The sequence below is a fragment of the Calothrix rhizosoleniae SC01 genome (assembly GCF_900185595.1).
Lineage (GTDB): Bacteria > Cyanobacteriota > Cyanobacteriia > Cyanobacteriales > Nostocaceae > Calothrix_A > Calothrix_A rhizosoleniae.
In genome coordinates this window covers 1-21,075 of sequence record NZ_FYBH01000119.1, presented here as the reverse complement: position 1 = coordinate 21,075, position 21,075 = coordinate 1, and the positions used below count along the sequence as shown (strand labels likewise).

Annotated in this window: 25 protein-coding genes and 2 pseudogenes; 14 read left to right on the top strand and 13 right to left on the bottom strand. The window is 39.5% G+C overall.

Translation table 11 applies throughout. The features are described 5' to 3' along the window. Positions 1-361 precede the first annotated feature (361 nt). The 7 genes from murC to CALSC_RS06890 all read left to right on the top strand — a co-directional run bounded on the left by murC (position 362) and on the right by CALSC_RS06890 (position 7,606). Positions 362-1,825, top strand: a complete 1,464-nt coding sequence (gene murC / locus CALSC_RS06920) for a UDP-N-acetylmuramate--L-alanine ligase (RefSeq protein ID WP_088240650.1) — start codon at positions 362-364, stop codon at positions 1,823-1,825. Between the two features lie 171 nt (positions 1,826-1,996). Then, positions 1,997-2,995, top strand: a complete 999-nt coding sequence (gene murB, locus CALSC_RS06915; RefSeq protein WP_088240649.1) for a UDP-N-acetylmuramate dehydrogenase — start codon at positions 1,997-1,999, stop codon at positions 2,993-2,995. Between the two features lie 223 nt (positions 2,996-3,218). Beyond that, on the top strand, positions 3,219-3,575 hold the full coding sequence (locus CALSC_RS06910; protein ID WP_088240648.1) for a YbaB/EbfC family nucleoid-associated protein: 357 nt from the start codon (positions 3,219-3,221) through the stop codon (positions 3,573-3,575). A 62-nt stretch (positions 3,576-3,637) separates the two neighbouring features. Next, positions 3,638-4,129: a low molecular weight protein-tyrosine-phosphatase gene (locus tag CALSC_RS06905; RefSeq protein ID WP_088240647.1), complete on the top strand. Its 492-nt coding sequence runs from the start codon at positions 3,638-3,640 to the stop codon at positions 4,127-4,129. A gap of 268 nt (positions 4,130-4,397) precedes the next feature. Beyond that, a complete protein-coding gene (locus tag CALSC_RS06900; RefSeq protein WP_088240646.1) occupies positions 4,398-5,513 on the top strand; it encodes a DUF262 domain-containing protein in 1,116 nt (371 codons plus the stop codon). Continuing rightward, the gene (locus CALSC_RS06895) at positions 5,510-6,628 is read left to right on the top strand and encodes an AAA family ATPase (RefSeq protein ID WP_088240645.1); all 1,119 of its coding nucleotides are present in this window, start codon (positions 5,510-5,512) and stop codon (positions 6,626-6,628) included. Before CALSC_RS06900 ends, CALSC_RS06895 begins: the two co-directional genes overlap by 4 nt. A gap of 3 nt (positions 6,629-6,631) precedes the next feature. Next, entirely contained in the window at positions 6,632-7,606 is a 975-nt protein-coding gene (locus tag CALSC_RS06890) for a hypothetical protein (RefSeq protein ID WP_088240644.1), read from the top strand. A gap of 106 nt (positions 7,607-7,712) precedes the next feature. On the opposite strand, the gene CALSC_RS06885 is transcribed toward CALSC_RS06890, so the two are convergent. From CALSC_RS06885 to CALSC_RS06870, 4 genes are all read right to left on the bottom strand, one after another. Then, positions 7,713-9,068 carry a flavin-containing monooxygenase gene (locus CALSC_RS06885; protein ID WP_235006712.1) on the bottom strand — a complete coding sequence of 452 codons (1,356 nt, stop codon included), beginning with the start codon at positions 9,066-9,068 and terminating at the stop codon, positions 7,713-7,715. Further along, on the bottom strand, positions 9,052-9,870 hold the full coding sequence (locus CALSC_RS06880; protein ID WP_088240643.1) for an SDR family NAD(P)-dependent oxidoreductase: 819 nt from the start codon (positions 9,868-9,870) through the stop codon (positions 9,052-9,054). Before CALSC_RS06880 ends, CALSC_RS06885 begins: the two co-directional genes overlap by 17 nt. Positions 9,871-10,118: 248 nt before the next feature. After that, complete coding sequence (locus tag CALSC_RS06875) at positions 10,119-10,943, bottom strand: SDR family NAD(P)-dependent oxidoreductase (protein WP_088240642.1); 825 nt, start codon at positions 10,941-10,943, stop codon at positions 10,119-10,121. A 278-nt stretch (positions 10,944-11,221) separates the two neighbouring features. Continuing rightward, on the bottom strand, positions 11,222-12,202 hold the full coding sequence (locus CALSC_RS06870) for an SDR family NAD(P)-dependent oxidoreductase (RefSeq protein WP_088240641.1): 981 nt from the start codon (positions 12,200-12,202) through the stop codon (positions 11,222-11,224). A 152-nt stretch (positions 12,203-12,354) separates the two neighbouring features. Here CALSC_RS06870 and CALSC_RS06865 point away from each other — a divergent pair. The 6 genes and pseudogenes from CALSC_RS06865 to CALSC_RS26955 all read left to right on the top strand — a co-directional run. Beyond that, positions 12,355-13,192 (top strand): annotated as a pseudogene (locus CALSC_RS06865) (cytochrome P450); the annotation flags it as partial. A 257-nt stretch (positions 13,193-13,449) separates the two neighbouring features. Continuing rightward, entirely contained in the window at positions 13,450-13,587 is a 138-nt protein-coding gene (locus CALSC_RS26320) for a hypothetical protein (protein WP_159460576.1), read from the top strand. Between the two features lie 221 nt (positions 13,588-13,808). Next, positions 13,809-13,952: a chlorophyll a/b-binding protein gene (locus CALSC_RS06860; protein WP_088240640.1), complete on the top strand. Its 144-nt coding sequence runs from the start codon at positions 13,809-13,811 to the stop codon at positions 13,950-13,952. A gap of 137 nt (positions 13,953-14,089) precedes the next feature. After that, the gene (locus tag CALSC_RS06855; RefSeq protein ID WP_088240639.1) at positions 14,090-14,362 is read left to right on the top strand and encodes a hypothetical protein; all 273 of its coding nucleotides are present in this window, start codon (positions 14,090-14,092) and stop codon (positions 14,360-14,362) included. A 520-nt stretch (positions 14,363-14,882) separates the two neighbouring features. Then, the gene (locus CALSC_RS27805; protein WP_268807191.1) at positions 14,883-15,005 is read left to right on the top strand and encodes a hypothetical protein; all 123 of its coding nucleotides are present in this window, start codon (positions 14,883-14,885) and stop codon (positions 15,003-15,005) included. A 27-nt stretch (positions 15,006-15,032) separates the two neighbouring features. Next, positions 15,033-15,116: pseudogene (locus tag CALSC_RS26955) on the top strand (hypothetical protein); the annotation flags it as partial. 151 nt (positions 15,117-15,267) lie between these two features. Here CALSC_RS26955 and CALSC_RS27320 read toward each other — a convergent pair. The 6 genes from CALSC_RS27320 to CALSC_RS06825 form a co-directional block, all read right to left on the bottom strand. Beyond that, positions 15,268-15,483, bottom strand: coding sequence for a HEAT repeat domain-containing protein (locus CALSC_RS27320; protein ID WP_235006713.1), 216 nt, complete (start codon positions 15,481-15,483; stop codon positions 15,268-15,270). 6 nt (positions 15,484-15,489) lie between these two features. After that, a complete protein-coding gene (locus CALSC_RS27315) occupies positions 15,490-15,639 on the bottom strand; it encodes a hypothetical protein (RefSeq protein ID WP_235006711.1) in 150 nt (49 codons plus the stop codon). Between the two features lie 54 nt (positions 15,640-15,693). After that, entirely contained in the window at positions 15,694-15,891 is a 198-nt protein-coding gene (locus CALSC_RS06840; RefSeq protein ID WP_088240638.1) for an NblA/ycf18 family protein, read from the bottom strand. A gap of 128 nt (positions 15,892-16,019) precedes the next feature. Continuing rightward, the gene (locus tag CALSC_RS06835) at positions 16,020-16,274 is read right to left on the bottom strand and encodes a TIGR03643 family protein (RefSeq protein ID WP_088240637.1); all 255 of its coding nucleotides are present in this window, start codon (positions 16,272-16,274) and stop codon (positions 16,020-16,022) included. A 48-nt stretch (positions 16,275-16,322) separates the two neighbouring features. Beyond that, positions 16,323-16,595, bottom strand: coding sequence for a hypothetical protein (locus CALSC_RS06830; RefSeq protein ID WP_088240636.1), 273 nt, complete (start codon positions 16,593-16,595; stop codon positions 16,323-16,325). Between the two features lie 154 nt (positions 16,596-16,749). Then, positions 16,750-17,751 (bottom strand): SDR family oxidoreductase, encoded by a 1,002-nt coding sequence (locus tag CALSC_RS06825; RefSeq protein ID WP_235006710.1) that lies wholly within the window; start codon positions 17,749-17,751, stop codon positions 16,750-16,752. Between the two features lie 858 nt (positions 17,752-18,609). On the opposite strand from CALSC_RS06825, the gene CALSC_RS06820 reads away from it, so the two are divergent. Beyond that, positions 18,610-19,566 carry an RNA polymerase sigma factor, RpoD/SigA family gene (locus CALSC_RS06820; RefSeq protein ID WP_088240635.1) on the top strand — a complete coding sequence of 319 codons (957 nt, stop codon included), beginning with the start codon at positions 18,610-18,612 and terminating at the stop codon, positions 19,564-19,566. Between the two features lie 192 nt (positions 19,567-19,758). Here CALSC_RS06820 and CALSC_RS06815 read toward each other — a convergent pair whose 3' ends face one another. The 3 genes from CALSC_RS06815 to CALSC_RS26950 all read right to left on the bottom strand — a co-directional run bounded on the left by CALSC_RS06815 (position 19,759) and on the right by CALSC_RS26950 (position 21,056). After that, positions 19,759-20,019, bottom strand: a complete 261-nt coding sequence (locus tag CALSC_RS06815; protein ID WP_088240634.1) for a DUF4351 domain-containing protein — start codon at positions 20,017-20,019, stop codon at positions 19,759-19,761. Beyond that, a complete protein-coding gene (locus CALSC_RS06810; RefSeq protein WP_088240633.1) occupies positions 20,020-20,298 on the bottom strand; it encodes a hypothetical protein in 279 nt (92 codons plus the stop codon). A gap of 137 nt (positions 20,299-20,435) precedes the next feature. Next, positions 20,436-21,056 carry an SH3 domain-containing protein gene (locus tag CALSC_RS26950; RefSeq protein ID WP_200817583.1) on the bottom strand — a complete coding sequence of 207 codons (621 nt, stop codon included), beginning with the start codon at positions 21,054-21,056 and terminating at the stop codon, positions 20,436-20,438. Positions 21,057-21,075: the final 19 nt, after the last annotated feature.

Below are 21,075 nucleotides of genomic sequence, written 5' to 3'. Positions count from 1 at the left end.
AGGATGCAATGCCAGGTTATTTGGAGACTCACAACCGATGTTTCCAACTTAATTTGTCATGTTGAACCATTATGGTGGCTAGCTCATAACAACTGAGTTACAAATATGTAATTGAAAATACACTTACATTTATGTCCCGAAGTTGCAGAAAATTTGAGAATAAACATAATAATGGTTCAGGAAGAAAAAAAGTTAACTATGACGGTAAAATCATTCTCAACAAGCAAATACATAACAGGTTAATAAACTTATTATCAAATCTGAAAATTGTAGGGGGGCAGTATCGCTCAAAAACAAAAGCCTGTTATGATACGCGTGTTATTTGTGATGATGGTGTGGTGTGGTGTTTGAGGAATAATCAATGAGCAACTCTGTAGACTTTAGCGGTAGACCATTTCATTTTATTGGTATTGGTGGTATTGGCATGTCAGCATTGGCTTATGTGTTGACACATCGTCAATTACCAGTATCAGGTTCGGATCTTCGTCCCAACCACATTACAAAACGTTTAGAATCCATTGGAGCTTATATTTTTGAACGACAAGAAGGTAGTAATCTACGATTCTTTACCTCCGAAATAGACGCAAATGGAGTATGTTTAAATAAACAAGAAGGAATAACAAATTTAGAGCAGACAATCATGCCACAAGTTGTCTGTTCTACAGCTATTAACAGTAATAATTTGGAATACAAAGCAGCGACAGAATTAGGGTGCCCTATTTTCCATCGTTCTGATGTATTAGCAGCATTAATTTCTGATTATGACAGCATTGCTGTAGCTGGAACCCACGGCAAAACTACCACTAGTAGTTTGGTGGGATATATGTTATTGCAAGCAGGCTTAGATCCAACAATAATTGTTGGTGGTGAAGTAAATGCTTGGCAGGGTAATGCCAGAATTGGCAAGAGCCAATACTTAGTAGCTGAAGCTGATGAATCAGATGGCTCTCTGGTAAAACATAGCCCTAAAATAGGTATTATTACTAATATAGAATTGGATCACCCCGACCACTACAAAAATTTAGAAGAAGTGGTTGATATTTTTCAAACATTTGCTCAACAATGTGAAATAACAATAGGCTGCATTGATTGTGCTACGGTTCGTGATCGCCTAAAACCAACAATTAGCTACAGCCTGGACAAAAGTCTGGATGCAGATTACAGCGTAACTAATATTGATTACCATGCAGAAGGAACTACAGCATTAGTTTGGGAAAAAGGAAAAGCTCTAGGTGTATTGAGATTGAGCTTACTCGGTGATCATAACCTGAGCAATGCCCTGGCAGCAGTAGCAGTTGGTCGGACTTTAGGTGTGGAATTTGGAGACATAGCTAAAGGGCTAGGGGATTTTGTCGGAGCAAAGCGTCGCTTTGAGTTACGAGGTGAAGTTAATGGTATTACTTTCATTGATGACTATGCCCATCATCCCAGTGAAATTCGGGTAACTCTTGCCGCCGCGAAGCTACAAGCCCAACCAGAACAAAGAGTAATTGCTGTATTTCAGCCCCATCGCTACAGTCGCACACTTACTTTTTTAAATGAATTTGCCCAGTCCTTTGCCCATGCAGATGCAGTTATTCTCACTGATATTTACAGTGCGGGGGAAACTGATTTGGGATTGATTAGTGGCGAACAGCTGGCAGAGGAAATTAGCAAGCAACATCAACAAGTTAGTTACCAACCCAATTTAGCAAATGTGTGTGATTGCTTACTACAGAGGTTGCGCCCTGGAGATTTGGTACTGTTTTTAGGAGCGGGTAACTTAAATCAAGTGATTCCGGAAATTATTGCCGCAATCCGCCAACCAGCTACAGCTAGATCCTAAAAAATGATGCTTGTGTTAACTTGGGTTTCCCTCATGCGGTATAGTTTGTAGCTTTGTATCCAAGTTTAGTAACTCTAATTTGCGTATTATCCGTCTAGCAAGTTCCGCATAGCTTTACGGTATAACCGTATAACTACGGCAAACACTGTTAAAATTAAATTGATCCAAAATATGACAATCTCCCAGACAGCTGCAAGTGTCTGCTCAATTACTGATATAAGATCTAACTCTCGGGCAACGGACAAGTTAGAAAAAAAGAAAGAAATTTATTTACCAGGCACAGACTGCGCTATAAAAACTCAGGTATATCTCTCGGGATACACATCCTATCGAGTTGGTGGTCCTGCAGAATTTTATGTTGCCCCTCGTAATTTAGAATCCCTCAGAGCAAGTCTTGAATATGCAAATACATATCAATTACCAATTACATTACTAGGTGCTGGTTCTAACTTATTAGTCAGCGATCGCGGCATCCCAGGGTTAACTATTGTCACCCGTCGTCTACGCCATAGCAACTTTGATCCCAAAACAGGTCAATTAACCGTAGCTGCGGGGGAATCAATTCCTGGCTTGGCATGGGAAGCTGCAAAATTGGGTTGGCTAGGATTAGAATGGGCTGTGGGTATTCCCGGAACTGTTGGTGGAGCTGTGGTTATGAATGCAGGGGCACATCATAGCTCCATCGCAGACATTTTAGTGAGTGCCCAAGTTTTGTCCCCAGATGGCACTTTAGAAACCTTAACTCCTGGAGACTTAAACTATAGATACCGGACTTCTGATTTACAAGGAGGCAATCGTATAGTTACCCAAGCTACTTTGCAGTTGCAGCCAGGAACAGATCCAGAACAATTGTTAGCAATTACCAAGGAACATAAAAGCCATCGTCTAAGTACCCAGCCATATGATAAACCCAGTTGTGGTAGCGTATTCCGTAATCCTAGCCCCCACGGTGCAGGTTGGCTAATTGAACAAACAGGTCTCAAAGGGTTTCAAATTGGTAATGCCCAAGTAGCACAGCGCCACGCTAATTTTATTATTAACTGCGGTGGAGCAAATGCTGGTGATATATTTAGCCTTATCCGTCACATTCAGCACCAAGTTCAAGAACAGTGGTCAATTTGGTTAGAGCCAGAGGTCAAAATGATTGGAGAGTTCCCGGCAATAGGTTAAACTTGCCCAAACTGTTAACAGTCAGAATTGAACTTTTGCAGTTGCTAGTATAGATTGATTCAGGACATAATATAGTCCAATGTTTGGGAATGTCAATAATTTACCAGAGAATTAGGTGACAGCTAATAACTTTGTAAAAACAGACAATTGACCTACCCATCTATAATTGAATTTGATTAATTGAATTTGATTTGTGATTGAAAACACACGCGGATAGAAAATTATGGCAGAAAAAGAAAAAGGACAGGGATTTGGTTTCGGCATAGGTAAAATGAAGGAATTGGCTGCAGCCTTCCAAAAGGCACAGCAGGTTCAAGAAGGTGCTAAGAAACTCCAAGAAGAATTGGAGCAAATGGAAATTGAAGGTGAAGCTGGTGGTGGTCTCATTAAGGTGATTGTCACTGGAAACCAAGAACCAAAGCGGGTAGAAATTTCTCCTGATGCGATGAATGAAGGTGCAGAAGTACTTGCTGACCTGGTTACAGCAGCAATGAAAGATGCTTACACTAAATCTACTACTACCATGCGAGAACGGATGGAAGACTTAACTAGTGGTTTAGAATTGCCTGGATTGCCATAATGAGTTATTTGTCATTGGTCTTTACCAAAATCAAGATCAATGACAAATAATCGAGATAACTTATGCCTTACAAGCTATTATTTGTCTGCCTAGGGAATATCTGTCGATCGCCATCGGCAGAAAATATTATGACTCATCTGATTCAGCAGTCAGGGTTGAGCGATCGCATTGTTTGTGATTCTGCTGGTACTTCTAGCTACCACATTGGTAGTTCTCCCGACCGACGTATGAGCGCAGCAGCAATGCAAAAACTGGGTTTTAAACTCCAGGGTCAAGCTCGCCAGTTTCAAAGGTCGGATTTTCAAGAGTTCGATTTAATCCTGGCAATGGATCGGGAAAATTATCAAAATATTCTCTATCTTGATTCTACGGGAGAATACGAGCAAAAAGTCCAATTAATATGTGATTTTTGCTCTCAGTATACTCTACAGGAAGTTCCTGACCCTTATTACGGTGGTTCTGAGGGATTTAATCAAGTGATTGATTTACTGATGGATGCTTGTGGAGGGTTGTTAGAACATATTACTAGCCAAGAATCTGAATTGCGATCGTAATTCTTGCATGATTGCGATCAGCTGGAGGTTTGACGCTTTGCGTATCCTATCGCTTTGATGAGGGTACTCTCCCCGTAACACAGCAAAAATACATAGATTAATCTTAGGGTGGGCATTGTCCACCCTTTATTATTTTACTCATTATTCATTATCTAGCGATCGCTCATACTAAAAAATAGTACGATCCAATTAGATAATTGAGGGAAAAAGCTATTTGATAATTATCAGCGTGGGAGTGAATAGGTGTTAATACCAAGGAGTAAGCATTGTGACAGAGTTGAAGAACTCAAACCCAGAATTGATAGATGAAGATCCTTTAGAAGAAGAATATGAAAAAAATACTTTCCAGTACGATCCTGAAAAAATAAATATTGTTACCAGAGAGCTAACAATTGAGCAAATACTCAGACGAATTGATGCTAAATCTCTTGATTTAGCAGCTAATTCTCAAGCTCGTGGGGATATATGGAAAGATGAAGTGAAAAGCAGACTGATTGAATCAATACTCATTCGGATCCCACTACCAGTCTTCTACATAGATGCAACTAATGAAGATAAATGGTTAGTGGTCGATGGAGTACAAAGGCTATTTACTCTCAAGCAATTCGTCAATGATAAAACGCTAAAATTAATTGGATTAGAATATCTAACTGAGTTAGAAGGCAAAACCTATGATGAATTAGAACGTAGATATCAGCGTCGTATAGAAGAGAGTCAGGTTCTAGTGTATCTGATTGAAAAAGGTACTCCTCCTGAATTTAAATTCAATATTTTTAAACGCATTAACACGGGAGGAATGCCTCTTACCTCTCAAGAACTGCGTAATGCTCTAAATTCCGGTCAGGCAACCCAATTTTTAGCTAAACTTGCTAAATCTCCAGAATTTTGTCACGTTATCAATCTAAGTGATTCACGTAAAAAACGTATGGATGATCAGGAATTTATACTTGGATTTTTAGCATTTACGCTTACCTCTTACAAAGATTATAAAACAGAGGGTAGAGATGTGTTTTTAACGAAAGCTTTATCTAAAGCGAATAATATGTCTGAAGAAGAATTAAATAAAATTGAAGATGACTTTAAAAAAGCTATGGTCGCCGCACATGATATTTTTGGTAATAATGCTTTTCGTAAAATATCTACAAAAGGCTTAAGGTATTATCCGTTGAGTAAAACATTATTTGAAGTTTGGTCAGTAAATCTTAGCAAGCTAAGTAATGATGAAATTCAAAAATTAAAAGATCGCAAGCAACTATTAATTGATAAATATATTACTTGTATAGATAATGATAAAGAATTTATGGTATCTATATCCCAAGCTTACCATAAAGTTCAGTATAGATTTTTTACTATAGAAAAAATTATCAAGGAAGTACTTGCATGATTCGTTCACTACGCTTGATAAACTTCAAACCTTTTGAGAATCAATTACTAGAGTTTAGACCACTCACATTACTTTCTGGTCTCAATAGTAGTGGAAAATCTTCAGCCCTGCAATCACTACTTCTGTTACGTCAATCTTATCAACAAGGCTTGTTACCAAGGACAGGTTTGGGACTCAATGGTGATTTAGTGAGTATTGGTACAGCCCAAGATGCTCTTTGTGAAAGGGCAAAAGATGACTATATTAAGTTTGAGGTTATTTGGGAAAATAATAGCAAAGGTATATGGAATTTCAATTATGAATTAGCTAATAAAGAAGCAGATGTTTTAAATATTGTTTCACAAACAGTAGATTCTGAAGTCTATAAATCAAGCCTTTTCAACCAACAATTCCATTATCTTCAAGCAGAACGCATTGGTCCACGACCATTTAATGAAATGTCGGATTATCAAGTCCGACGACGAGGGCAAATTGGTAGCAGAGGAGAGTATACAGCACATTTTCTCTCCGTAAATGAGCGTAAACCAATTCCCATATATAACCTCAACGATCCACTTGCAAAATCAATGGATTTGATAGACCAAGTTGAGGGGTGGATGAGAGAAATTAGCCCTGGTACACGTATTAAGATTAATTCAAATACAGACATGGGATTGATTAGTTTGCAATACTTTTATGGAGATAGCAACCCATGCCGTGCAACAAATGTTGGCTTTGGAATCACTTATACCCTACCGATTATTGTGGCAGTACTCGCCTCTGAACCTGGTACACTAATTATGATTGAAAACCCAGAAGCTCACCTTCATCCCAAAGGACAAGCCAAAATGGGAGAATTGTTAGCTCTTGCAGCAAGCTGTGGTATTCAAGTAATAATAGAAACCCATAGCGACCATGTTTTAAATGGCATTCGTATTGCTGTTCATGGGGGAAAAATAGATCCAAATGATGTCCAGTTACACTATTTTCAGCGTCGAGAAAAAGAAGGACAAGCTTATACAAAAGCAATTTCACCACACATTGATAGAAATGGCAGAATTGATAGATGGCCTGATGGTTTCTTCGATGAATGGGAAAAAAGCTTAGATATTTTGCTTGAACCAGCGGGAGAATAAAGAGTGGATTTGGATCTAATTTTAAATGAGTTATCTCTGCGTAATCTTGCCTCTAATGAACAAATAGCATGTCAATGGATGTCTAATTTAATCCAGACTATAAGGGCTGTGAAATTTCAAGGAGTAAAAGTCAATCTTCGTACTAAAGACAATTTTTATACAACTATTCTGGGAGAAAACTATCCTCTTAGTCGCTGGTTAAACGATAATCATGTAAATAAAGAAGAAAGATTATTTATTAAAACTCTTGCGACAAAAGCACCTTTCTCAAACGATATTACTAATTTAGAAATAAAAGATATTGAAAATAGTACTGGTTTATGGGAATTCAGCTATCAAGGGGAGCAAGTAATTGGACTTGGTGTTGCTTATTTACTTGAAACAATAGCAGTTAGCTTTCTCTCAGAAGACTGTTGGGATTGTCACTGTATAAATATTGATTGTCAGAAAATTGATGAAGATGGAAAAATTATTGATAAGGTCATAGAAATTATACATGCTAGTCATAAAGATCATGTTCAAAATCATGCTACATGGATACAAAACCGTATTCGTACTGGTATTGTAGATGGTGAGGATATTTGGGATAGAAGAGAAGAATTATTTCCCAATCTAGATTTTTGTGATGTTGTCGGGAAACAACTAAGAAATATCCGTGCTGGACAATCAGAATTACAACCTGTGGTTAAAGCTTTATCCGAGCTTCAGAAATGTTGTGAAAATTGGAAAAATGGCTATTTCAATCTCCAGGGATATCCTCTTGAAGAGTCAGGAGAGAGTAAGCCAACTCTTGATAAATATAGCAAAGAAAGAACTTTTATTTGTCCTGATGGTCAAGAGCGTTTGTTTGAACGCCACGTCAAATTACGAGTTTGCAACTGGCGTATTTATTTCTTTCCTCTAAAGCCAGAAGCTGAAATAAAAGTAATTATTGGTTATATTGGTTGTCATCTTCCTACAGTAAATTATCCAACATAATTATTCACATAGAGCCGTGGGCTAACACTATAAATCCTTTTTTATCGATATGGAAATAGAAAAGTAATGAGCGATAGTGCTTACACCATCGCTCGTTCCTAACTCTCTATTTACTACCGACAACCTCTTTGGCTACAGGAGGGAGTGGACTATTCTGAAAATCAGAGTATTGAGAATCAATCTGATGAGCCTTTTTCACAATTCGATTAAAGAAGAAATTGACTAACTTCAATTCCCTAAAAATCTTTTGTGGATCTTGAAGATGGGTTTTTGGTAGTTGCTCTCCCATTTCCTTGAAAACTAAACCCATAGGAATCTTAATTTGATCCTGAAGTTTGAGAAAACGGGTAAAGATTGGTGCAGAAGCAGAAAGTAGGGAACCGACACCCCCTCTAGCTTGTGTCCAACCAATGTAATAAATTCCTTTATAATCTTCCAGAAATGAGCCTCCATAGCACTTCACTGTTGCTCCTTCCACCCGTTGGAGTTCTGGTGCTAAGAATGGATAAGCCAAATGGAAGCCAGTTGCACAAACAATTAAATCAAAAGATTCTCGACTACCATCCACAAATTCGACTTCCTCACCATCCAAACAACGCACCCCTGGCTTACAGGTAATGCGACCGTGTTTAATATAGTAAGGAACTTCATTGTTTAAGGTAGGGTGCTTGTCAAAAATTCGATAGTTGGGTTTTGGTAGACCATAATTCTCATAACTACCAAAGGTCAGCAGAATAATTAAATAAGCTGTAAACCTCTGTAACCATTCTGGTACCCACCATTGAATTAAATCCGAAACAGGAATACCCACAAAGGTTTTAGGAATAAACCACACAGATTCACGCATACTCAACACAGATTTAGCTCCCACACGAGCCGCCTCTGCTGCAACATCACAGGCTGAATTCCCCCCACCAATCACCAGAACTCTTTTACCACGTAGTTGTTCAGAGTTTTTATAATCTTTGGAGTGAATAATTTCTCCGTTAAATTCTCCTGAGAACTGGGGAAAACGTTTACACCAGTGATGACCATTACAAATGATAATCCCTTTATAAATTCGCTGTTCGTCGTTATCAAAGGTAACTTCCCAGAGATTGTCTGCAATAGGTCGCACGTAGCTAACCTTACGGTTCAGCTCAATATTTTTACGTAAATCAAAATGATCAGCAAAGGAATTCAAATAATCCCGCATATTTTGAGCGCTGGGAAAGTCCGGATAATCATCCGGCATGGGAAAATGGGTAAACTGGGTAATTTTGCGTGATGAAATGATATGTGCAGTTTCATACACCCCATGATACCAATTTCCACCAATATCATCGCTGGCATCAACTTGATCATAGGGAATATCTGCGGTCTTCATAGACTCAGCCATACCCAGTCCGACAAAACCAGACCCAATAATTAAATGCTTATTAGTCGTTTCTAACATATTCTCAATTTTACTGGAGTTGACCATTCTGTAAGCTTTTAGCAAATAAACCACTGATCCAACTAACTAAACCAGGGGATACTCGCGTGAGGATATGAAAAGTTTTCGCTACCACATCAGGGAATACATGCAATTTATTGGCAACAATACCTCTAATTGCTGCCCGCATGATGTTTTCAGGTTCTGCAATCATATATTCTGGAACACCTTGGTTCTTCAGAGTTCCATACTGTTCTGATTGCAGAATCGGGGTGCGGGTAAAGAAAGGATAAACAGCAGTAACTTTAATATTGTATTCTTTGAACTCATTAAATAGCCCTTCACTGAACCCCCGCAAGCCAAACTTACTGGTTGCATAATGAGCCATTCCCGCAAACACTGACCAACCTGCAATGCCAGAAATATTGACAATATGACCTTTTTTACGGGCAATCATGTCAGTAATAAACAAAGTACTTAATCGCATTGGTGCTAGTAAGTTGACTTGCATTACCAGTTCCCATTTTTGGCTAGGAACTTCATCCATACGACCAAATAGACCCACACCAGCATTGTTAATCAAAATATCAATGGGAATGTTGAGTGCTTTTACCTGATGATAAAGGGTTTCGCACCCCTCGCGGTTAGAGAGGTCGCCAGGTAAAATTGCTATAACTTCACCACTAGAAACTTGATCCTGAATTGCTTCAACTCTTTGACGTAAAACATTTTCATCCAAATCTGTTAAAATGAGTCGGCTACCAGCTTCTAACAACTGTCGGGTTAGTTCCTGTCCAAACCCACCTGCTGCACCGGTAATCAAAACAACAGCCTCGTATAACTGAGTCATAAAACCTCCTGGGAGTCGGAGTTGAAAAATTCTGGCACGGGGTAACAGACCCCCGACTTACCATAGGTTAGAAGCCAGGGATCTAAATACCCACAATTAATCAGAATTAATATCTAGATTCAAATCTTAGATGAACTGAAGATATACGACTGTAGCAATGACCACGGCATTTTCAGATTAGATATAAGGGATGGAGATTTTCTCAGTCCCCATAACTGATGGGAGTAATATCGAATAAATTCTTAATTTTACCGAAGTTGACCATTTTGTAATTTTTTGTCAAATATATTACTTATCCATCCTAGGAAATCGGGGAAATATCGTTTGAGAAGATGAATCGTTTTTGATACACTGTCGGGGAATACATGCAGTTGGTTGTGAACAATACCTCGAATTGCTGCCTGCATGACCTTGGCTGGGTCTGTAGCCATATATTCGGGAATACCAGGATTCATCTTCGCTAGAGTTCCATACCGTTGTGACTGGAGAATTGGGGTGCGGCTAAAGAAGGGATAAACAGTTGTCACCTGGACATTGTGTTCTTTGAGTTCATTAAACAATCCTTCACTGAATCCCCGTAAACCAAACTTACTGGTTGCATAATGAGCCATTCCCGCAGTTGCTGACCAACCTGCTAAGGATGAAATATTGACAATGTGACCTTTTTGACGGGCAATCATATCAGCAACAAATAAGGAACTTAATCGCATTGGTGCTAGTAAGTTGACTTGCATTAAAAGTTCCCATTTTTCTTGAGGAACCTCGTCCATGCGACCAAACATGCCAATACCAGCATTATTAATCAAAATATCAATGGGGATATTCAATGCTTTTACTTGATGATAAAGGGTTTGGCATCCTTCACGGGTCGAAAGATTGGCAGCCAGAGTTGCGAGAACTTCACCAGTTACAACTTGCTTATGAATTACCTCTGCTTGTTGAGATAAAATGTTTTCATCCAAATCCGTTAAAATAAGTTTGCTACCAGCTTCTAATAACTGTCGAGTTAGTTGTTGTCCAAATCCACCAGATGCACCGGTAATCAGAATAACAGCCTCGTGTAGTTGGGTCATAAAAAACCTCGTAGGAGTCTAGTAACTGCAAAATATAGTTATTTGTAATTGAGTCAAGTACACTTGCAAAATAGGAATATGCCATTGTGTTTGTCCGATCTTTGTGCCTGAGTACCAAAAACGGATGTCTTGAATTTATAACGGTTCAAACTAGGGCAAATTACAACTACATCTGTGTAAAACTTTGCCATAGGGATACTCTCCGTAACAAAATTGCACGTAAGTCTGTAGTTGTTGAATTTATTTAAAGTATTCTTCTCAACTTCAAATCACTATATTCAAATCTTAGGGGAACTAAGGGTGCTCAACTGTAGCAATGACCACGGCATTTTCAGATTAGGTATAAGCCATGAATATTTTCTCAATGCTGGTAATCCCAAGGGTAGTAGAAAACGCAGAGAACGCAAGGATGCTGGTAAATTTCCATCTTGATCTACAAGTCCGTATTGCTGTGCTATTTCAGCCACAATTTGAACCTTTCCTGTACGGCGGATAATATTTGGTTCTTCAGCAAGTTTGGCAATTACTCTACCTGTAAGTAAAGGGGTTTCCCAGTTATAGCGATCGCTAATTACTGAAGTGTTTTTAGCAGTATCATTTGTTGCTTCCATTTCACGTGCCATCTGGGAAATATACTCTGTTCCCACAATACCTGGCCATACAGAAATAGAAGTAACATTATATGGTTTAAGTTCAACAGCCATATCAGCCGCCAAGCGATCGCACCCTGCTTTCCCTGCACCGTAAGCTGCACCAAAAAAATAGGACATACCACCCCAGGAGGAAATAGTACAAATTAATCCCTGTCGCTTTTTAGTCATGATTCGGGCAGCAAAAATACTGGCAACATAGTGACTGCGAAGACCAACGTGATTGCAAGCATCCCAATGACTGGGTTCAAGCTTCCAGAAGAGCTTACCATTGGCATCTTTTAATGCTTTCACGCCCCCATATACATTATTTACCAGTAGGTCTAATTTACCATCTTGTTCATCCTGGATGCGCTCAAATAATGATCGCACCTGCTGATCATCACTATGGTCTACTTGCACGGGAATGCATATACCACCGGCTGACTCCACTGCTGCTTGGGTTTCCTGCAGACATCCAGAAATTTCTTCACCAGCATTAGACTGATCCAGGCTACGACCTGTAATGTATACAGTTGCTCCTGCTTCACCTAAACCGATGGCAATTCCTTTACCTAGCCCTCTGGTAGCACCGGTAACTAATGTTATTTTACCCTGAAGATGTTTCATTGCCTGATGCCTTCACCATACTTGCGACCTATATTTTACAATTGAAAGTCTCACATCAATTTGAAAAATGATAAAACTACCTGATGAAGCCCAAAGAGTGATCTTTGGAATCCCCCGCTACACCCGCAAGGGATAGCGGTGGGAGGATGTCAATAGGGGATTATTCAATACTTATACTAGAGGGCGATCGCCACCGACGGGAACGGAAACTATTAATGCCTCCCTTTCACGGTGATAGAATGCGTGCTTATGGACAAACTATTTGTGAGCTGACAGAGGGAATATTTAGCCAATTAGAACTTGGTACAACTTTCTCTGCACGTAATATTGTCCAGGATATTTCCATTGTCAGCGCGTGATGAGAATGGAGAGGAAATGGGCAATCAAGAATTGCATGATGAGTTAGTTACTTTACTGTTCGCTGGGCATGAAACCACTGCAACAGCTGTCTCTTGGGCTTTGTACTGGGTTCACAAACAACCAGAAATACGAGAAAAATTACTTAGTGAGTTGGATAGGCTTGGTGAATTACCAGAACCCACGAATATTTTTAAACTGCCATATCTCACTGCTGTTTGTAATGAAACTTTGCGAATTTACCCAGTAGCTTACATAACTACTCCACGGGAGGTAAAACAACCAGTGGAACTAATGGGTTATCAATTAGAACCTGGTACGAGGGTGTATGGTTGTATTTATTTGACCCATCAGCGTGAAGATTTATATCCAAACCCCAAAGAGTTTAAACCAGAAAGATTTTTAGAGAGACAATATACACCCTATGAATTTTTCCCCTTTGGTGGTGGCGCAAGGCGTTGTATTGGTGAGGCTTTGGCAATGTTTGAGATGAAGTTGGTATTAGCAACTATTCTGGCAAATTATCAACTAGAACTGGCTGAGAATCAACTAATAAAACCACAAAGACGAGGTGTTACCATAGGTCCTGCTGGTGGGGTAAAAATGGTATTGAAGGGGAGACAGCAGAATTAGAGAGTATCCCACTGTGTTTAATGCGGTGGGCTTTGCATTAAATTCTGTAAAACTGCTCGCAAGGTCGTTTATAAAATAGAACCACCGAGTATTCCTTCTAGATTGGCATTGAGTTGTTGGGCGATTTGGGTGTTTAGAAGTTCAGCCTAACAGGTAAAAAAGAACCATCTATATTTTTTCAAGTTTCCGATTTCTTTGGTGCTCAAGCACAACTCCAGATATATGAAAATACATATCATAAAAATAAAAATAGATTAATGAGTAAGGTCTTGTTTTTTGATCGCATCTTCCGGAGAATCCTGAAAAACTTCAGTTGGCTTCTGGGAGGACAAATCTTGATTGCGATCGCCAACTTCGGATACCTAAGTTTAACAGCCCATAACTTGGGTAGTTAAATTTTTACCTCGCAATTCATGAGGCAGCGCGGTCTTGGGATTAGTGGCTGGAACTGTTTGAGTCGTCAACTGACCAACAACCGCCTGCTTATCCTCAGACAATTCGCTCAGGAGAGCATAATTTAATTTTGCACATAAGTCCATTTTTCGTAAAATATGTTTATAATAAGAGTAATAAAACTTAATAACAAGCCCTAATCGAATTACTAAGGAATAAACTCATGGAAAACCAAAGCGCTAAATTCGGCTTTAGCCAATTTGCAGAAACCTGGAATGGACGTTTAGCTATGCTAGGCTTCCTAATCGGTATCACAACAGAGCTACTGACTGGTCAAGGCATTCTGTCTCAGTTAGGTCTGATGTAGTTAAAAAGCAGCCAGTACTGCAAGACTGAGGTTAATAAATAAAGTAGCAGCAGGGTTGAATACGGAGAGTTTCGTAGCAACCTGCTGCAATAAAATCGTCTCTTTCTTTTAAAATATAGATTGTCAGTGTTTAGTTCATGTTTCCTAATCTTCTCGAAGCAACAAAAGAATACTGGCGCAAGCTCGATGAGTTAGAAGTTGCTTATCAGCAAGGTAAAATTTCCCTAGAGGAAGTAGACACTAGAGTGGCTGAGTTGATAGCAGAACTTGCTGTTGAACGTCGCGCCGCTTTTACCTATTTTCGTTACAGCTGCCAGCATTGGCTGACTACACAAAAAGAGACTCTCATAGGTTTGGCTATTTTGGCTCTCGTTACTTATGTTTGGGTGTTGACCAGTCTAAATTCTTAAACTCCCAGTTAAGCTTAATGAGTTGATTTATTTTAATAAATAATTTATGTTCAATGAATCAACATCAGCTTTAAATTATACTCAAACGAATTCCCAAATAGGTTTGACCATAGCTCACTTAATTATATTCTTTTGGTTTACGAGTTTAATTGGATTTTTAAACCTCAATCTGTCTCAAACCCCCCTATTTATATTAATATTAGGGGTTTTTTGAGGTCTTTTTTGCATACAAACCTTTTCATTACCACTCACGAAACAATACACGGAATCATATCCGAACATCAGCAAGTTAACGATTTTATCGGCCATATCACTTCACTGTTATACGCATTTCTGCCCTATAAAATCCTTGCTGAAAACCATAGGTTACATGACCGCTATCCTCTTCTAAATCCCTCTAAATGGATTGTTCCCTCGGTTTCACATCTGGGGGGCTTGTATTGAGGCGTGGTTTGTTGCTAAGTATCAAAGGAAACCCAGGAGTTGGTTAGTATTTTTTATCTTATTTTTAATCACGTTTGTGCAAATCTGTCTTGAGAAATTGATTTTGGGCGATCGCAAATATCGATATTTGGATGTAGCTTTTGAGGATGGTTCTAATTTATCTGTTTGGCATGTATATCATATTGTCAAGAGTTGTTGACAAAACGCAGAAGTATTTTCCTGGCAAGAGGGAGATGTATTAATTTTAGATAATTATCACATGGGGCATGGTAGGCTTCCTTTTACCGGAGAAAGAAAAGTTTACATATAATAGGACTTTAGAGATAAGAAAAAACCCGCCTGTACAATAAGCGCAAGGGGTGAGAGTTTGGTTATCCATTTGCGGAAGACAGAATTCCCATGCCTTTCCTAAATTACTTATTTCATAGAGCTTGAAGTGAGTACTTCCGCTTTCTTGACATTTAGACAAGTCCCTCTAAAGTTGCACCGACAACTCTATAATCAGAATCTTGTCGCAACTTCATAAGAGCAGCTTGTGCTTCTGGGTCGTCAAAATGTCTCAAGACTATTGCTACTTGGGCACGAATTGCACCTTCAGAGGAGTTAGCAGCTTCAATAAGAACCTCTAAAGCTGAAGATGCTTGGGGTGTTTTTGCTAATTGTCCTAAATTAGCGATCGCTGATTAACGAATCACAAATTCTTGGTCATACATCCTTCCCTTGAGTAGGGGAACAACCAAATCAGGTTCATAGTGCCTTAATTCGGTAATCGCTTTTATCCGATTCTGAGGATCGGAACTATTGAGGTTATTTTCAATCTGATGTAGTTCCATAGGAATGTATCAAAATTTGGGCAATTTAAATTAACAGCACTCGAATTTCAGATTTTAAACAGACAAAGGGATGTCGCTCATACCCCAATAATCTTTGATTAATTCTTCGTACATATTGTCCTTGAGCATCATTTGTCGATAAAGCTCAATTGATAAATCCTGAGCCTGTTCTAGGGAGAGAGTCTGCACTTGGTCAGCAAAGAGTCTTAAATTAAAATCTTGTTCTAGCGATGGTTTCTCGGAATGTTCCATAGCTGACTTCCCATTTTTTGTATAAGAATATCTTGATGTATTTATAAGTTAGGTTAATTTATTTGAAGATAAATTACTATGACTTGACACGTAAATTTAGGTAGTAAAAACCGTATAGCATTGTCAGATTAACTCTTTTGGTTCTTTGACTTGAAGCGACCTGCGGTAAAATCTCTTTTCCAAAGATGTTTCGTGTGACGTGCAGTCACTCTTTTACGCCACATCTTAAAACTTGAGACAGTCATAGAACGTCGCATTAATATAATTACGTGTTTCTCTTGCAGACCAAACTGAGCCTCAATTGCCTCAAATGGTGTTCTATCCTCCCAAGCCATTTCAACAATGCGATCAATAGTTTGGTTGTCTAATTTGGATATCTTCATAGGAATACGCGGGATGGGGGAAACTCAGTGGCTTCACCCCTGAGAGTATCAATGAGTTTGTTTAGTTGATTGATCCAGTGATGAGAAAAAAGGTGTCAACAAATCTTCACCCAATTCAAAGCCATCTTCAGGAGTGACTTTGCCAATGAGTTGAGATTCTTGGTTAATACATCCAGGTTTTTGAACATAATTACAGACCCTGGCGTAGAGCCGAGCGCGGGTTCCGGGACTTCCAGTGGAAAAGTTAACTTGTCCGTCTTCTGTAATAGAAACATTACAGACTGGACAGATTTGCATATTTTTGGGGTTATTGCTATCCATGATTACCTTAGGATTGTTTTTGATTGCGATGTGTTATGTAACTCAATGTAACTTAACGTAAACTTTAATTGCAATACATTGACAGGTGGAGTAATTTTTATCAATCTTGGTGACTTCTCTGGTTAATTTTTCAAGGGACAAAGTGGGACAGCCCTCAAACAAGGAGTTGGGGATGAACTAGCTGATAACCTGCTGCTTTGAGCTTTTGATTACTGACCCGCACGCTCTTGCGCGAATGGCTGGGTTTGGAAGAATCCCAATATACAGGTGGTAGACCGTAATGAGAACAGACAAGCTCTATCTGTTCTCTAACCATAAGTTCACTGTCATCTACTAGGTTGTAAATTCCTTCCAGTTCGTTTAACCGAGCAAACTCAATCGCTCCAACAATGTCATCGCGATGAATCCAATTGATAAAGCGATCGCCCCTTCCCGATAGGGTCATACCAGCTAAACCGCTAAACATTCTGAGTAACTCTCGACCAGGACCATAAATTCCTCCCAGACGAAGAATGCAGACTCTTTGGTTGGAGTTGGCTGCTTGCAACAATATTTTTTCGGTTTCACAAAGTACTTGACCTCTCAGCTCTAAGGGAGAAACTAGGTCAGTCTCATCGACCCATTCCCCCTGGCGATCGCCATAAACGGAGTAACTACTCACATAGATGATTCGCTTTACCCTGGGAGCTTGTTTCAAGGCATGAACCAGATTCTTGGCTGTGGAGAGGTAAGTAGTGGAGTAGGCATCCTCATCAACAATACTGTCACCAGTGGGAGCAACACTTACCACCACAGTGTCCTGATCTTGAAGAAGAGATTCCATTGCTCTGGCATCATCCCCTTTCATTACCACCACCTTGGAGACAAACTCAGAAAGTGATGCAAAACGCTCTGGGCTGGTAGTCGTACCCGTTACAAAGTGTCCCTGTTCTTGCCAGTGATATGCTAAAGCAGTTCCTACATAACCACAACCAAGAATTGCTACATTCTCATAAACAGGACGGCGTTGAGCCTGTTGTCGCAATAGTTCCTGTAGGTCAGTCATATCTAACTCAGAGATATTTTCGTCAAAAGGGCTATTTCTGTCAAAGGAGTTGTACATTGTGGTATATAAAAGTTGGTTCACATTTGGAATATTTGTAATCTTGCCAGCCATCTCTTCTCAACCCACTGACTTCTAAGCAAGGGAGCAGGGGGAAGGGAAAATTATACTTAGATAATTGATGGGGAAAGTTTTTTTAATCGGCACTGGTAGAGAAGATAATGTTGGTTGGTAGCTAGCTGCACTTCCCTCTGGTATGGCACCAGTAGACCTGAGTCCACCTGGGTTTCCCTGAACCTTTCAGACTTGATGCAGAATAACCAGTAAAGCCCAGGTATAAACCAGTAAAGCGATCTAAGAACCCAGCATAGTCCTTCTATGTATATGAATTTTTGTAAAGTTTATGATTAAAACTTTATCTCTCCCAACCCTGAGTGGGGGAGGTGTAATAACCGTATGAGTATTAATACTTTCCTTTAAGCGTTAGGCAATTGATGTATTTATTCGGGCTGGGTACGGTTTTTTTCATTTATTAATTTTCTGAGAAACAGTTATAGTATTATTGAAAATAATTAATATTTGTAAAGTTTTTGTTGCAGTGTTTAGACCAACTCACCTACTAGTCTCCCCTTCTCGTTCAACCCCTATCCAATTAGTTCAAAGTCCCAAGGGTTGTTTCTTACTCACTGAGTCTGAATGGCTACAGCATCGCAAACCGGCGTTTGAGATGTATCCCCAACTTGGATTTTTCTGTCAGGGCATCCCAGTACTGGGGTACAGTTTGCAACCCCTTAACGCTCAGGTAAGCCTGACTACATCTAGCTCTCTCGTTACCAGTACCTAGATGGGCTCAATCATTTATTGGTGATCTCACTGGCGATCGCTTGGGCTGAGTTGTCAGTTCGCGAAAAACGAGAACCACAAAAGTGAAGCAGCTCTTAACTCTTAATGGTTGATTTATGAGACAGCATTATGAAACCTGCTAAAATTACTACCGATCTAGTTCGCACTTATCTGAAGGAAATTGGTCGTTTTCCGCTCCTAACCCATGAGCAAGAAATCCTCTATGGCAAACAAGTACAACGCTTGATAGCCCTAGAGTCAGTGAGAAATTCTCTTGAGGAGCATTTGGGTTACCATCCCAGTTTGGTGGAATGGGCAGAAAAAGCAAATTTAACCATAGGGGATTTGCAGCTAGCAATTGAACAAGGGGAAAGTGCCAAGGGCAAAATGGTAGAAGCCAATCTGCGCTTGGTGGTGTCAGTTGCCAAAAAGTACCTCAAACGCAATGTAGAAATTCTGGATTTAATTCAGGAAGGAACAATTGGCTTGCAGCGAGGTGTAGAGAGGTTTGACCCAACTCAAGGCTATCGATTCTCCACTTATGTTTATTGGTGGATCCGACAAGCGATGACACGAGCGGTTGCAGAACAAGGTCGTACTGTCCGCCTACCAATTCATGTTACTGAAAAACTCAACAAAATCAAGAAAGCACAACGTCATCTAACTCAAAAATTAGGTAGGACTGCAACAATTACAGAATTATCTGCTGAAGTTGGTTTAAAGCCTGAAAAAATTCGCGAGTATTTAGAGCGTTCCCGACGAATTCTGCGTTTGGATGTGGGATTAGGAGATGATGATAACACTGGATTGAGTGCTTTGTTGAAAGATACCAGAATCTCCCCTGAAGACTACGTAACTCAGTCTTCTTTAAGAACCGATCTAGAGCAATTGATGACTAATTTGACACCTCAACAGCGAGAGGTTATATCTTTACGTTTTGGGTTCAAAGATGGTAAGGCTTTAACCTTAACCAAAATTGGTGAATGGTTAAATATCAGCCGAGAGTCAGTGCGCCAGCTTGAGAAGCAAGCCTTGAAACAATTGCGCCAACGCAAGGTCAATCTTCAGGAATATTTGGCAAGTTAAACCAGTAACAAACGAAGCTACAACTATTATTTATGGGATGAATTAGCATTGGAAACTATTGAAAATCGGGTGCAATCATCCCATGATTCAGCAACGCCAAGTTTGACTAATGATGCATGGATAAATTTGGCAGTAGTACATCAAATTTGCAGGAGAGGACTGAAACGCGGTTTTTATGTTCATTATTACTCCTTAATTACTTCCTTGCTCATCTAACCAAGCAACTAAATCATCTACAGTTGAAATTCTAAATAAAGCTTTTCCTAAAGCTTCCAACTTCTCAAAAGATAAGACTTGAACTCGTGCAATGATTGATGAATCAAGCTCTTCAAAACGTTCTGATAGCAAAGAATTACATAAATAAAGTGCTTCTTGCTTTTTACCCTGTTCTAAAATATCTTGATAAATTAAGGTCAAGGCTATTTCAAATGGCTTCAATTTTAACTGAACCACCTATCTTTCTTCGTTTACAACAGCAACATCCAGCTTAATTTCATCGGATTCCATTGCTTTCTTTAACTCGTTAACCAAGTCGACACTGAGGGGGTAATTGATGAGATCACCGCCAAGTTCATCTAAAATTTCCTTGAATTTGATTTTATTGTTCTCATCTTTAGTAAGGAGTGCGACATCGCCTCGCTTGAGTTTATCTTGCTTCACCCGCTTAAAAGCATTTTTGGCTCCGTCCAGGGTATCAAAGTCCGCGATCATTAATTGCATAGATACAGTCATGATTTGCTCCTCTTGTGAAGTCGAGACGATGTTTTGAGTTGTGGAAAATTCCTGTGGTAACGCTATGAGTAACTACGCGTTGTCTGGTCGAGCCTGGCTCATAGTAACATAACCAAGCCCCTCATAATAGATAGGCTCTAAAACCCGTCACTGGGAAAGTTGATAAAGTCACTGCGAATCCAACCGATTGCTCCCGACTGTAAAAACCGGACTCGACACCAGTTAAGATCACTACCTGGTCTATCATTATCTTGACGACATTCCAAATTTTGCACGCGATCGCCAGGTACTCCATAACCATTAGTAGATGAGTTGATAGTTGGTCTTGTACGCAGGTTAATTTGCGTATTGGGATTATTTGCCTTTAATATGGCAATGCGAGTGCTTGCGTTAGCACCATGGTTATTGGACTGATTCATGGAAAATACATAGTTGTAATATTCTGTCCCAGTTTTTTTATTAATTACAACAACGTGATGTGTCTGAGTATCATACATCACCCGAACTTGCCAATCCTCAGCGATATACATGCTACCCTGGGTTCTCCGAAGTGTCCCCCGAAAATTAAATTCTCCTTCTTGAATCTGAACAGCAATTTCATTTTCATTTTGCCGTGTCATGTAGGTGGTGGGAATTATATGATTTTGGGCAGCAATTAGCCTCGGTTGAGCATTAATAATGTCTGCTTTAGCTGGCAGGACAGTAGGAATTAATGGTAAAGAACAAGTAGCAGCAATTAATGATGCTTGAAATTTCATATTTTTTCCCTAATTACTG

Excerpts from the sequence above, each read along its gene's own strand:
- CALSC_RS06840 (WP_088240638.1), bottom strand. The coding sequence starts at position 15,891 with ATGGAACATTCCGAGAAACCATCGCTAGAACAAGATTTTAATTTAAGA.
- CALSC_RS26320 (WP_159460576.1), top strand. The coding sequence starts at position 13,450 with ATGAGTAAGGTCTTGTTTTTTGATCGCATCTTCCGGAGAATCCTGAAA.
- CALSC_RS06825 (WP_235006710.1), bottom strand. The coding sequence starts at position 17,751 with ATGGCTGGCAAGATTACAAATATTCCAAATGTGAACCAACTTTTATAT.
- CALSC_RS06820 (WP_088240635.1), top strand. The coding sequence starts at position 18,610 with ATGAAACCTGCTAAAATTACTACCGATCTAGTTCGCACTTATCTGAAG.
- murC (WP_088240650.1), top strand. The coding sequence starts at position 362 with ATGAGCAACTCTGTAGACTTTAGCGGTAGACCATTTCATTTTATTGGT.
- CALSC_RS06905 (WP_088240647.1), top strand. The coding sequence starts at position 3,638 with ATGCCTTACAAGCTATTATTTGTCTGCCTAGGGAATATCTGTCGATCG.
- murB (WP_088240649.1), top strand. The coding sequence starts at position 1,997 with ATGACAATCTCCCAGACAGCTGCAAGTGTCTGCTCAATTACTGATATA.
- CALSC_RS26950 (WP_200817583.1), bottom strand. The coding sequence starts at position 21,056 with ATGAAATTTCAAGCATCATTAATTGCTGCTACTTGTTCTTTACCATTA.
- CALSC_RS06895 (WP_088240645.1), top strand. The coding sequence starts at position 5,510 with ATGATTCGTTCACTACGCTTGATAAACTTCAAACCTTTTGAGAATCAA.
- CALSC_RS27315 (WP_235006711.1), bottom strand. The coding sequence starts at position 15,639 with ATGGAACTACATCAGATTGAAAATAACCTCAATAGTTCCGATCCTCAG.
- CALSC_RS06910 (WP_088240648.1), top strand. The coding sequence starts at position 3,219 with ATGGCAGAAAAAGAAAAAGGACAGGGATTTGGTTTCGGCATAGGTAAA.
- CALSC_RS06835 (WP_088240637.1), bottom strand. The coding sequence starts at position 16,274 with ATGAAGATATCCAAATTAGACAACCAAACTATTGATCGCATTGTTGAA.
- CALSC_RS06880 (WP_088240643.1), bottom strand. The coding sequence starts at position 9,870 with ATGACTCAGTTATACGAGGCTGTTGTTTTGATTACCGGTGCAGCAGGT.
- CALSC_RS06810 (WP_088240633.1), bottom strand. The coding sequence starts at position 20,298 with ATGACTGTATCTATGCAATTAATGATCGCGGACTTTGATACCCTGGAC.
- CALSC_RS06875 (WP_088240642.1), bottom strand. The coding sequence starts at position 10,943 with ATGACCCAACTACACGAGGCTGTTATTCTGATTACCGGTGCATCTGGT.
- CALSC_RS06830 (WP_088240636.1), bottom strand. The coding sequence starts at position 16,595 with ATGGATAGCAATAACCCCAAAAATATGCAAATCTGTCCAGTCTGTAAT.
- CALSC_RS06855 (WP_088240639.1), top strand. The coding sequence starts at position 14,090 with ATGTTTCCTAATCTTCTCGAAGCAACAAAAGAATACTGGCGCAAGCTC.
- CALSC_RS06885 (WP_235006712.1), bottom strand. The coding sequence starts at position 9,068 with ATGGTCAACTCCAGTAAAATTGAGAATATGTTAGAAACGACTAATAAG.
- CALSC_RS06860 (WP_088240640.1), top strand. The coding sequence starts at position 13,809 with ATGGAAAACCAAAGCGCTAAATTCGGCTTTAGCCAATTTGCAGAAACC.
- CALSC_RS06870 (WP_088240641.1), bottom strand. The coding sequence starts at position 12,202 with ATGAAACATCTTCAGGGTAAAATAACATTAGTTACCGGTGCTACCAGA.